General features: G+C 40.6%; 11 protein-coding genes and 1 tRNA gene. 6 read left to right on the forward strand and 6 right to left on the reverse strand.

The features are described from left to right. Positions 1-82: 82 nt before the first annotated feature. Both OGM63_RS21585 and OGM63_RS21590 read right to left on the reverse strand, forming a co-directional pair. A tRNA-Phe gene (locus OGM63_RS21585) sits at positions 83-155 on the reverse strand. Between the two features lie 76 nt (positions 156-231). Further along, the gene (locus OGM63_RS21590; RefSeq protein WP_263747714.1) at positions 232-1101 is read right to left on the reverse strand and encodes a metal ABC transporter permease; all 870 of its coding nucleotides are present in this window, start codon (positions 1099-1101) and stop codon (positions 232-234) included. A gap of 91 nt (positions 1102-1192) precedes the next feature. Between OGM63_RS21590 and OGM63_RS21595 the strand changes: the two genes are divergently transcribed. After that, positions 1193-1606 (forward strand): ArsR/SmtB family transcription factor, encoded by a 414-nt coding sequence (locus tag OGM63_RS21595; protein ID WP_263747715.1) that lies wholly within the window; start codon positions 1193-1195, stop codon positions 1604-1606. A 333-nt stretch (positions 1607-1939) separates the two neighbouring features. On the opposite strand, the gene OGM63_RS21600 is transcribed toward OGM63_RS21595, so the two are convergent. Together OGM63_RS21600 and OGM63_RS21605 are read right to left on the reverse strand one after the other, a co-directional pair. Next, positions 1940-2746 carry a metal ABC transporter ATP-binding protein gene (locus tag OGM63_RS21600; RefSeq protein WP_263747716.1) on the reverse strand — a complete coding sequence of 269 codons (807 nt, stop codon included), beginning with the start codon at positions 2744-2746 and terminating at the stop codon, positions 1940-1942. A gap of 125 nt (positions 2747-2871) precedes the next feature. After that, entirely contained in the window at positions 2872-3882 is a 1011-nt protein-coding gene (locus tag OGM63_RS21605; RefSeq protein WP_263747717.1) for a metal ABC transporter substrate-binding protein, read from the reverse strand. A gap of 415 nt (positions 3883-4297) precedes the next feature. On the opposite strand from OGM63_RS21605, the gene OGM63_RS21610 reads away from it, so the two are divergent. The 4 genes from OGM63_RS21610 (at position 4298) to OGM63_RS21625 (ending at position 11577) form a co-directional block, all read left to right on the forward strand. Continuing rightward, positions 4298-5947, forward strand: coding sequence for an iron uptake porin (locus tag OGM63_RS21610; RefSeq protein ID WP_263747718.1), 1650 nt, complete (start codon positions 4298-4300; stop codon positions 5945-5947). Positions 5948-6303: 356 nt separating this feature from the next. Further along, the gene (locus tag OGM63_RS21615; RefSeq protein WP_263747719.1) at positions 6304-6978 is read left to right on the forward strand and encodes a methyltransferase; all 675 of its coding nucleotides are present in this window, start codon (positions 6304-6306) and stop codon (positions 6976-6978) included. Positions 6979-7376: 398 nt separating this feature from the next. After that, positions 7377-11102 carry a tetratricopeptide repeat protein gene (locus OGM63_RS21620; protein ID WP_263747720.1) on the forward strand — a complete coding sequence of 1242 codons (3726 nt, stop codon included), beginning with the start codon at positions 7377-7379 and terminating at the stop codon, positions 11100-11102. A gap of 175 nt (positions 11103-11277) precedes the next feature. Then, positions 11278-11577, forward strand: a complete 300-nt coding sequence (locus OGM63_RS21625; protein WP_263747721.1) for a 4a-hydroxytetrahydrobiopterin dehydratase — start codon at positions 11278-11280, stop codon at positions 11575-11577. A gap of 103 nt (positions 11578-11680) precedes the next feature. Here OGM63_RS21625 and OGM63_RS21630 read toward each other — a convergent pair whose 3' ends face one another. Then, entirely contained in the window at positions 11681-11803 is a 123-nt protein-coding gene (locus OGM63_RS21630) for a hypothetical protein (protein WP_263747722.1), read from the reverse strand. Between the two features lie 36 nt (positions 11804-11839). Here OGM63_RS21630 and OGM63_RS21635 point away from each other — a divergent pair, with 36 nt between their 5' ends. After that, a complete protein-coding gene (locus tag OGM63_RS21635; protein WP_263747723.1) occupies positions 11840-12334 on the forward strand; it encodes a Uma2 family endonuclease in 495 nt (164 codons plus the stop codon). A gap of 2 nt (positions 12335-12336) precedes the next feature. Here the strand turns inward: OGM63_RS21635 and OGM63_RS21640 are convergent. After that, positions 12337-12526, reverse strand: a 190-nt coding sequence (locus OGM63_RS21640; protein ID WP_263747724.1) for a hypothetical protein, incomplete at its 5' end; no start/stop codon positions are given.

Raw genomic sequence — 12526 nt, forward strand, 5'->3', positions numbered from 1 at the left:
CGTAAAATTCCGTTGATTAAATATTGACTAACCAAACAAATGCAAGCGATCGCCAGATACGTAGTTATTTCGTTGTTGATTATGCCAGGAACCGGATTTGAACCGGTGACACGAGGATTTTCAGTCCTCTGCTCTACCAACTGAGCTATCCCGGCGCGGCGTTTGCTTGCCACGATTATTAATAGTAGCAAACTAATAAGGGTTCGTCAACTACCTGAAGCAAAGAAAAATTCATGCAGCTTTCATAGTCAACTTAACCCAGCTAAAAACAGCTACGAATACGATAAACTGCACAAGAACAATACTTGGACCGGAGGCAAAGTTGAAAAGACCCGATATGATTATGCCAGCGATACTGGTGGTGGAGCCGAAAATAACTGACATTACCAGAAAGCGGCTAAAGTTATGACTTATTAGTTTCGCAATCGAGGCAGGAATTACTAAAAAGGCATTTACCAGTAAAACGCCGACTGCTTTAATCGCCACAGCAACGGCTAATGACAGCAATACTACAAATGCGTAGCGATACAATTGTACTGGAATGCCTTGAATCTGTGCCACGGCGGGGTTAAGGGTTAACAAAATTTGCTGCCGCAGGCTTGAAAGTAAGAATATGCTACTTAAAACAAGCACTAACAATGTCAAAATTAAATCTGTGGTATTGATGGCAAGAATATCGCCGAACAGCACACTCATCAAGTTGCCGCGATATCCTTGAATCAGGCTAGTGAGAATTACGCCTAGAGCTAATGCTCCTGACAAGACAATACTTAGAACGCTATCGCTACCTAAATCGGTTTTGTCAATCAAGTAGAGGACAACAACGCCAAAAACTAAAGTAAACGGTAGTAGCATCCAAGTGGGGTTTAACTGTAACAACACACCTAACGCTACCCCTACCAAAGCAGCATGACCAACAGCATGGCTGAAAAAAGATAAGGAACGCAAGGTGACAAAACTACCTAAAACACCCCCAAGTATTCCCATTAAAACAGCACCTGCGATCGCACGTTGCATGAAGGGAAATTCTAACAACGTCACTAAGTCATTACCATTAGTGACAGCTAGCCAAGTCAACAAGCAATCATCACTTAAATACATTAGTAATTTCTGATACTTTGTAATAGTTATACTGGAAGTATATAATTTTTCGACTCATACATAAAGTAATTGCACTTTAATTTTTCACGCTATGTCAGCCAAAAATACTGTTGCTTATACTGTCACTGATTGTCTTCCCAATACGAAAGACATACACAACGACCCAAAAGATGAGATAGATGGTGATAATGTGCAACCCCTACAAGAATCGCTTATTAGTAGCGATAAAGCCCAACGTATGGCAGAATTTTTTAGCTTTTTAGGGGATGCTAATCGCTTGCGAATTCTCTCTGTTTTAGCCAAAGAAGAACTTTGTGTCAGCGATTTAGCCGCATTATTAGAAATGAGTGAATCTGCGGTTTCTCATCAATTGCGAAACTTACGAGCAATGCGCTTAGTCGGTTATCGCAAACAAGGTCGCAATGTCTTCTATCAACTTCACGACAGCCATGTTTTCCATCTTTACCAAGCTGTTGCAGAACACCTTGATGAAAGTGAGGAGTGAGGAGTGAGGAGTTAGGAGTTAGGAGTTAGGAGTGGGGAGTGGGGAGTTAGGAGTGGGGAGTGGGGAGTTAGGAGTGGGGAGTGGGGAGTGAGGAGTTAGGAGTGGGGAGTGAGGAGTGGGGAGTGGGGAGTTAGGAGTTAGGAGTGGGGAGTGAGGAGTGGGGAGTGGGGAGTTAGGAGTGAGGAGTTAGGAGTGAGGAGTTAGGAATAAAATCATAACTCCAAACTTTTAACTCCGCTCCTCCGCTCCTCTTACTCCGCTCCTCCTGTAGAGACGCGACCGGTCACGTCTCTACAACTCCTAACTCCTAACTCCTAACTCCTAACTTTTAACTCAGTGGTGATGATGGTAGCGACTGAAAAGAGGACTGTATGTTGCTAACAGATTTTCTGGTGATAAAGCAATTTCTGGCTTTCCAGTACAAACAATAGTTTGATTGAGACAAAGAACGCGATCGCAATGCCGGCTTACCATATCAATATCATGAGAAATCTGCAATACCGTCCAACCTTCTTCTTGCTTTAATTCATTCAACAAAGCATAAAAATCCGCCGCACCTTGCACATCGACACCAGCAAAAGCTTCATCTAATATCAACAGTCTCCTTGGTATCACTAAGCAATAAGCTAGCAATACTCGCTTTAATTGACCACCGCTAAGAGTCCCAATAGCTTGATTTCGCAGATGGTAAGCATCAGTTCGTCGCAAAGCTTCTATTACTGCTACTGATTTTTCCGAGTCTTGTTTCCACAATCTATGAAAAAATGACTTTTCTCCCCCTTGTCCCCTTGTCCCCTTGTCCCCCCTGTCCCCTTTCTTCACCCATCCCAGTCCTACCAATTCACTAACAGAAATCGGAAAACTGCGATCAAATATGAAGTTTTGCGGCATATAACCCAACTGGTGACGTAAATGCCTTAGTCTTGTAATCGGACGACCAAATATTTCAATTGTCCCACTACTGCGCGGAATCAAATCTAAAATCGCTTGGACTAAAGTACTTTTTCCCGCACCATTGGGACCAACTATGGCTGTATTTGTTTGTGGCAATAATTCAAAAGAAACATCTCTCACGGCAGTTGTTTTGCCTTGGTATACAGTTAATCCCTCTACTTTTAAAATAGGAATGTCATTAGTCATTAGTTATTAGTCCATTGTCTGAATGTTATTAGCAGGCACAATAATAAGCGCTGAATTATGAGTATTTTTAACTTCTAACTGTAGAGACGCGAAATTTCGCGTCTCTACTCCTAAATTTCGTGTCTCTACTTACAAGCCGTTTCTAAAGTTTGCAAATTAGCTTTCATCGCTTGAAAATAATACTGCGGATCTGTTTTACCAGTCTCCAAAGAATCCAGGGTACGTAAAGTCAAATTCAAATCTTTGGAAAGGCTAGTTAGCAATTTATTATCTACTCCTGGTTCGCTAAACAAAGCTTTAACTTTGTACTTTTTGACTGCATTAACTGCGTTTTGCACATCTGCTGGTGTAAGTTGATCTTCAGGAATTTCTACTACAGCAAGTTGTTTGAGTTTATAGCGTTGTGCTAGATATGGATATGCATCATGGAAAGTGACAAAGGTACAGTTAGGAGTTTTTTCTAAAGTCTGTTCAAATTCGTTATTTAAACTTGATAATTGTTTGATATAATTTGCCGCATTCGCTTCATAAGTAGCTTTATTTGCTGGGTCAGCAGCAATTAAACCATCTCGAATATTCATAACTTGCTGTTTAGCCAAAACTGGATCTAACCAGACGTGGGGGTTCCCCTCAGCGTGTTCGTGTTCTTCTTTCGCGGTTTTTTCCACCGGAGAAATCTCATTTAAAGGTTTAATATTAATGCTTGCATCAATTTGAGCTAATTTAGGATTTTGGGCATTTTTTATCGTATTTTCGAGAAATTGTTCTAAACCCAAGCCATTTTTTACCAATACATTTGCAGTCGCGATCGCTTTCACGTTATTCGGTGTAGCTTGGTATTCATGCACCTCCGTACCCGGTGGTACTAAAATTTCTACATCTGCTGCATCTCCAGTCACTGCTTTGGTAAATATATACATCGGTAAAAACGTTGTCACTACCTTAGTTTTACCTGTTCCCGAAGAAGATGTTGGTGTAGATGCAGCCTCTTGTACTTTCGGTGATTTAACCAAATTTTTCACCTGATTGGTGTTCGCTTGGCTACATCCAGCAACGGTCAGCAGTAATAAAACAACAAAGGACAAAATGCTGCTGCTTTGTCTTTTTGTTTTATTTACTACACGAGTCTGGAGCATTATTTTCTCCCCTTTTAAAAGATGCTTATGGACAATGAGACCTAGAAAAAGAAAATTAAATATGCGTTGTCCAAAACCCCAAGAGACTATTCTGTGCTACGTCACAATAATTGTTTTCTGGAGATGTCTAATGAGACTTATTCTATCTCAAGATGAGAATAATAATTCTCATTCTCTCTATCTTTGCAATAGAGAGCGATGGCTCTGCCAAAGCCTTCTCTACGAGACGCTCCGCGAACGGCTAACGCAGCACAATCTGCTATATTTTGCAATAGCCTAATGCGGTTTTTCTTCTAGCTTTACTTCCTTAGTGATTTTTCAGAGGAAAAATCTGCTAATCTGATAAATTAATTGAGAAGACTTATTAATAAGACAAGCTGTCATAGAAAGGCAGTAGTACGGTGTGAGCAAAAAAATGAAAACAGTATGGAAGTCTTTGTTGGTTAGTCCAGCAGTGTTCGGTGCGATGCTATTTGTTGGTTCTGGGGCTATGGGAGGAGAAACTTCAACCACTTGGGAAATAACTGACCCGCTAGTGACGGAGAGTAACACCGAAGACCAAAACATGTCACAGGTGAACTCAGTTTCTCAACTATCAGACGTGAAACCCACAGACTGGGCATTCCAAGCGTTACAATCCTTAGTAGAACGATATGGCTGTATTGCGGGATACCCGAATGGCACATATCGCGGTAATCGGGGGATGACAAGGTATGAGTTTGCGGCTGGTTTGAATGCTTGTTTAGACCGAATTAACGAACTAATTGCTACAGCTACAACTGATTTGGTAACAAAAGAAGATTTAGCCACATTACAAAGGCTGCGAGAACAATTTGCTACGGAATTGGCTACGCTGCGAGGTCGTGTGGATGCAGTAGAAGTAAAAACTGCTGAGTTGGAAGCAAATCAATTTTCTACCACAACTAAACTGAGTGGTGAAGTTGTCGCTGTAGTCAGCGATGTTTTGGGGGGAAGAAGAGTTAATGGTGAGAGAATTGAAGAGGAAAATACAACACTAGGGGCGCGGGTGCGTGTAGAATTTAATACTAGCTTCACAGGTAAAGATGAACTTTTTACCAGAATCCAGACTAATAATATTGTCACCCCGAACCTTTTCACACCAGAGGGGAGCCTATTTTTTGGTGAGACTAGTGAAGATGCTAGCAATAATGCTTTCATTGATGCATTGTATTACAAATTCCCCCTTGGCGAAAAGACACAGGTGATCGTTCTTGCCAATGCGGGTGCCGCAGACGACATTACTAATACCGTCAATATCTTTGATGGAGATGGTGGATCTGGTGCTTTATCCAGCTTTGGTGTGCGTAACTCAATTTATTACCATCTGGATGGTGCGGGGTTGGGAATAAATCAAGAATTCGGTGATAAATTATCACTCTCGTTAGGGTATTTAGGAAATACAGCTAATGACCCCACCTCAGGTAATGGCTTGTTTAATGGACCTTATGGTGCGTTGGCACAGCTAACATTTAAACCAAGCGATCGCTTTACCATTGGCTTTACTTACATCAATGCCTACAATCAGGAATTGGGTACTGGTAGCAATCGGGCAAATCCAATATCATTCCTTGAATCTCAACTTGCACCTCCTCCTGATGATACGGGAGAACCCAGTCCAGTGAGTGTGCCCTTTTCTAGCAATTCCTACGGTATAGAAGCGTCTTTAGGTTTGAGCGATAAATTTGTTTTGGGTGGTTGGGTAGGCTACACCAACGCACGTAATCTATCCACACAGGGAGGATCAGTTGACCGGGGAGAACTTGATATTTGGAATTGGGCTGTAACTTTGGGATTCCCAGACCTGGGTAAAAAAGGCAACTTAGCTGGTATCATTTTTGGGATGGAGCCAAAAGTAACAGGTTCCAGCATCAATGAAATCTCCAGAGACAGAGATACTTCATATCACATAGAAGCTTTCTACCAGTATCAAGTGAGCGACAATATCTCCATCACCCCAGGAGTAATTTGGTTAACAGCACCAGATCATAACAATAACAACAATGATGTTGTGATTGGTGCCTTGAGAACTACCTTCAGCTTCTAAGCCGAAAAATCTTCACAGAAGAGGCAAACATAGCGGTTCTCATTTGAATCACATACATGTTCAAAAAATAAATGTAGAGACGCGAAATTTCGCGTCTCTAGGTGTATTGCAGGCAATTTCGCGTCTCTAGGTGTATTGCAGGCAATTTCGCGTCTCTAGGTGTATTGCAGGCAATTTCGCGTCTCTAGGTGTATTGCAGGCAACCGAGAAGCGCTATAGTTTGGGATGAGCAAGCGATCGCAATCAAACTCAAACTAAATACACAAAGTCCGAAAATAATCGGTTTCGGTGTTGGGCGCATATCAATAACGTGGTATATTTAAGTGGTTGTAAATTTACTTTTATTACTATTAAAAATGACTAAGTTGCATCTACAATTAGCCGGATTCCAAGAACTTCATTCCGAATTTATATCTAAACAGTCTAGCATTGGTACTTACAATATTAATGGTCTTAATATCATTGCCCTGTCAAATATATATCATCCCGAACCACAATCCAGCACCATGTTTTTCTTGAAAGCTCTTCTGGAAAAATTTCAACACCTAAATAGCAAGAAAGGACGGCTGCTAGAGTTAGGGTGTGGTACAGGTGTTATTGGACTAAGTTGTAGTGAATATGTAGAAGAATTGTACCTTTCTGACATAGACGAAAATGCTGTATTTTGCAGCCAAATTAATGCATTTTTAAATTACATGTACCCCAACATATACCATTCCAACCTCTTCGAGTCCTTACCTGATATCTTATTTGATGTAATCCTTTTTAATATCCCTTTCTTAGACAAAAAGATTGAGGCGATCGCAGAAGTGGCAACGAACGATTTAGATGGTCAAATATTCCTTAATTTTATCAAACAAATTCCTAAATACCTTGCCCCGAAAGGAGAAGTATTTTTTAGTTATTCAAATCTGGGAAATTTAGAACTTTTTCAGAAAATTCCCGATTTCTTTCTCGTGGAGAAAATTGCAACTGAAGTAGATAAAAAAACCGGAATAGACAGAAGTGTTTTTCACATGAAAATGAAGTAAAGATGTTTGCCAGAAGTCGAAGTGTAAAAAGTTTTATTTCTTCTTATTAAAAGATTTGTAGCGTTTTTCAACGCAAAGGAACGCAAAGGTAAACGCGGAGGAGCGCAGAGTTTTTGTGAAAGAACACTCTGCGTACCTTTGCGCTTTCCTTAGCGTTCCTCTGCGTTGAAAAAATTTATTGCTTGTAACGCAATACGGTTCAGTTAAGCCTAAAATCCGAGTGTAGAGACGCGAAATTTCGCGTCTCTACAGGTCAAAAATCAGTACCAAAAATCCTTAACACCAAGCGTATTGGCTTGTAGCGTTCTCAAAAATGTAACGGCGCCAAGATAATGCCTACATAGGTGCTAATCTGACTTCTACAACCTGAGAAAGCATTTATATAAGGTAGAATTACGGTGCTCAAACCAAAAATTAAAGCTGATAAAATGCTGATTCATCGCTATGCAGCAGCGATTGTTGGCATTCTGATGTTATCGCATCCGATGGTGGCGATCGCATCACAAGCAAATTTGATCGCTCAACAAGTACCAAAGAATTCCCCAGAATACGCTAAGGGAAAGCAACTGTTAGATGAAGCAGAGAAGCTTTTGCAGCAAGGTACAGGAGAATCTCTACAAAAAGCGATCGCACTTTACTCTCAAGCGTTGTTAATTTGGCGAAAAATAGGCGATCGCATTCAGGAATTTAGCACACTTTCAAAAATCGCTACTGCTTACAAGGCGTTTTCTCAATCCCAAAAAGCGCTCGAATATGACAATCAAGCTTTAGTTATCACACGGGAACTCAAATCTAGTCTGTTGGAAGCTCAGACACTTGTTAATGTTGCTGGTGATTACCGGAATTTGGGCGAGAGCCAAAAGGCATTACAATATTACAACCAAGTGCTGTCATTTTATCAAGCTGAGAAAAAACTTGACCTTGCAGCGGAGACACTACAAAATATTGGCGGAGTTTACTTTTTTAATTTAAGCGAGACGCAAAAAGCACTTGATGCCTACAATCAAGCATTAAAAATTCAGCGTACCACGAATAATACTCCGGCTCAAGCTAGTACACTCAGCGAGATCGCTTCAGTTTACACTTCCTTGGGTGAGTATCAAAAAGCCTTGCCAATCTTAAATCAAGCATTGGAAATTCAACGTTTGAGAAGAGATATTAACGGACAATCTGAGATTTATGGTAAAATCGGTTTACTTTATTATTTATTAGGCGAAAATCAGCAGTCTCTTAACTCCTTAAATCAAGCGTTGAAACTGCAACAACAAGCGCAATTTAATTTGAGTGGAACTCCGCTTTTCCTTAATCTTCTTCGACAAGCGGTTATTATCCAGAATATTGCAGGTACTTACAAATCTTTAGGTGACTATCCCAAAGCGATTTCATATTTCAATAGTGCGCGATCGCTTAACCAAAAAGCCGGAAATCGTAACAGTGAAGCGTTTGTTTTAAAGGGACTTAGTTCCACATACAGCGCATTGGGTGATAAACAAAAAGCTTTGGAATCTTTAAAACAAGCTTTAGAACTCCAGCGTGCAATTCACAATCCCGAAAATGAAGCTTCTACCCTTGCTGATATCGGGGATATTTATCAATCTTTCGGCGATTATCAAAAAGCGCTAGATACATATAATCAAGCATTAACTCTTCAGCGTCAATTGCAGGAACCTTATGGAGAAGCTGGCACACTGAGCAGTATTGCTTATGTATATAGTCTTTTAGGAGATTATGAACTAAGCACTGATACTTACATTCAAGCATTAGAGATATGTAAAAAAATAGGCAATCGCACTCTCGAAGTCCAAACTCTTTATTCTATAGGTGCAGTTTACCGCATTGCTGAAGATTATCCTAAAGCACTAGAATACTACAATCAATCGCTGAAATTGTCGCGGGAACAAAAGTCACTACTTCAGGAAAGTACCATACTTTCAGGTCTAATTAGAGTTTATGAATCATTAAAAGATTATCCCAAAGCACTAGAATTTGCAAACCAAATACTTTTGTTGTCACGTCAACAAAAAAGTAGTGTGAGCGAAGCTTTGGCTTATGCTTATATGGGAAGGGTTTATCTAACTTCGGGTGATTATCAAAAATCACTAGATGCCTCTATTAAATCAGTATCTGGGTTTGAAAAATTAGGTATTCGTCAGGGAGAAGCTAACGTTTTAGGCAATGTTGGCAAAGCTTACAATTCATTAAAGCAGCCAGACAAGGCAATCAGCATTTATAATCAGCAATTAGGATTATACCAAAAGTTAGGCGATCGCAAAGGTATTGCAGATACGCTTTATAATATCGCTGTAACCGAACGCGATCGCAACAACTATCAGGGAGCGCAAAAGCAAATAGAATCCGCGATCGCAATTATCGAAGATATCCGCACTAACGTTACCAGTCAAGATTTACGAAGCTCGTATTTTGCTTCAATACAGAAATATTATCAGTTTTATATCGACTTATTGATGCGGTTGCACAAACAGCATCCAGATAAAGGATACGATGCTTTGGCACTACAAGTTAGTGAACGCGATCGCGCCCGCAGTCTGGTAGAATTGTTGAATGAAGCTAACGCTGATATTCGTCAAGGTGTAGATCCAAAGTTGCTAGAACTTGAACGCAACTTACAGCAAAAATTAGATGCTACAGAAAAGCGTCAAATTCAATTATCCAACAAACCAAATACAGAAGCGCAAACCGAAGCGCTACAAAAAGAAATCTCCGCGCTTTTAGAACAAAATCGACAAGTCAAAGCACAAATTAGAAGCTCAAGTCCCCGTTACGCTGCACTTACACAACCTCAGTCTCTGACATTAGCACAACAACAGCAGCTACTTGATAACGATACCCTAGTTTTAGAATATTCTTTAGGGGAAGAACGCAGTTATCTTTGGGCAGTCAGCAAAACAAATATTAAGAGTTACGAATTACCCAAACGTGCAGAAATAGAAACTATCGCAAAGCAATTTAATGGATTACTGAAAAGAGATAATTATCGCTTAGACTCAACAATATCAACATCGGTGGTATCTACCCCCGGTTCACTTCCAGATGTCGAAGTCACAAGCAAGTTGAGTCAGATAGTTTTACAACCCGTCGCAAAAGAGTTGGGAAATAAGCGTTTAGTGATTGTTAGTGATGGTGCTTTGCAGTATTTGCCGTTTGGGGCTTTGCCGAATCCGAAAGACCTAACCCCCCAACCCCCTTCCCTACGAGGGAAGGGGGAGTCAGACTCTCCTCTACGAGGAGGGAAGGGGGAGCAAGAGTCTAACTCCCCTCCCCTTATAGGGGAGGGGCTGGGGGAGAGGTCACTTACGCCTTTATTGGTTGAACACGAAATAGTTAATTTGCCCTCAGTGTCAACTTTAGCAGTTTTACGGAAAGAAGTAAATAACCGCCAACCCGCACCGAAAGCGATCGCAATTCTTGCCGATCCAGTTTTTAGCAGCGACGATCCACGCTTGAAATCACCGCAACAAAAACTAGACAAACCTAATGTAAACGAACTCGATTTATCAAGATCCGTTAGAAGTAGTGGTGTAAAATTTGATCGCTTACAATTTACGCGCACTGAAGCTGACCGCATTTCAACTTTATTTCCAGATGCGTTACGCAAAGAGGTATTTGACTTTGATGCTAGTCGAGCGATCGCAACCAGTCCCGAACTCAGTCAATATCGCATTGTGCATTTTGCAACACACGGCATCCTGAATAGCACGCAACCAGAATTATCTGGAGTGGTCTTGTCGCTGTTTGACAATAAAGGAATGCCGCAAAACGGTTTTTTACGACTTCACGATATTTTTAACCTCAACTTGCCAGCAGAATTAATCGTCCTCAGTGCTTGCGAAACAGGTTTAGGCAAAGAAATCAAAGGAGAAGGATTAATAGGCTTGACAAGAGGGTTCATGTATGCAGGTAGCCCGCGAGTCGTTGTCAGTTTGTGGAGTGTCAATGACGAAGCCACATCAGAATTGATGACAAAATTTTATCAGAAGATGCTGCAAAATAAATTAAAACCTGCGGCTGCATTGCGATCGGCACAAATAGAAATGTTAAAAAATGACAAGTTCGCCGCACCCTATTATTGGGCAGCATTTACACTTCAAGGCGAGTGGAAATGACATTCTTTAACTTATAATATCATGACAGGTTTATTACATATGATGTAGAGACGTAGCAATGCTACGTCTAATCAAGGATTTCGGATATTTTTATTAATGTGAATTAAACGGATATAGTATTGAAAAATATAAGTCCTAAAATAATTTGGGATAATTTATTTTTTGGAAGCCTCTAATGTCAGGATACAAGCTAAACGAAGTAGAACTACAAAATGCAATCTCCAATCTACCCGGTTGGACAATAAAAGAAGGCAAATTGCACAAAGAATATAAGTTTAGTTCCTTTGCCCAAGCAATGGGGTGGATGGTTAGCGTCGCTATCTACACCGAGAAAATAGAGCATCACCCCATATGGTTAAACATTTACAACTTAGTTCAGGTTGATTTGATGACCTACGATTTAGGTAATGTCATTAGTAACCTGGACGTAGAACTAGCTAATAAAATGGAGGAACTAAGTAAAGCATTTCATTAATTCGTAGCAAATTAAATATGCGTTATCCAGAACGCTTGTAGAGACGTAGCAGTGCTACGTCTGTAGATTGTTTTTCGGCAGTGCTACGTCTGTAGATTGTTTTTCAGTTTCGCGTGTCTATTAATTCGTAGGAAATTAAATTTGGCAAAGCGACACTAAGTAGTTGATCGGTTTTTCTTGAAAGTGGGGAATTGATAAAAGCGATCGCACTATCATGATGTTCCATAATAGAAATACACAGCATGTCAGAGTAAAAAGTTCTATGTCACTGACGGTTGAAGACTTGGAAAAAATGCAGCAGCAGTACCCCGACTATCGTATGGAACTAGTCAAGGGTAATATCATTGTTATGAGTCCATCAGGATATGAGTCAGATGAAGTTGCAGCCGCTATGATATCACAGTTAGCCAACTGGGTTAGACCACGTAAACTGGGACGAGTAACAGCTTCCAGCGCTGGTTTTAGATTACCAAATTCAGACTTGCGAGCACCGGATGCATCATTTGTGTTAGCAGAACGCTTGCGTCGCAGTCCTAAAAGTTTCGCTCAATTAGCTCCGGATTTGACGGTTGAGGTGAAGTCACCGAGCGATAATTTAGAAGAAGTTCGAGCAAAAATTCAAGAATTTCTCGCTGTGGGAACTAGAGTAGGAATTCTCATCAACCCAGATAAGCGGATTGTTGAAGTTTACTATTCTGGACGAGAAGCGGTGATACTTCGTGATGGAGCTAGATTAAATCGTCAAATTCTTGGCTAAAGTTATTCATGGTTGCTCAAAGCGAGAAAGTTGACAGCGTTATAAATTGCTGGTATTCTTGGACTAGTGCCGAAAACCAAGGCATAATTATCCGGTTTGTAAACCGCAGTTCTGTCAAAACTGACCAGCCTGTTACAGGGTCGAACGGGAAGTCCACGTTTCGTTAAATTTGTTGAAAATAGTGGGTGACTC

The organism is Plectonema radiosum NIES-515, assembly GCF_025753815.1.
Taxonomy (GTDB): domain Bacteria; phylum Cyanobacteriota; class Cyanobacteriia; order Cyanobacteriales; family Nostocaceae; genus Hassallia; species Hassallia radiosum_A.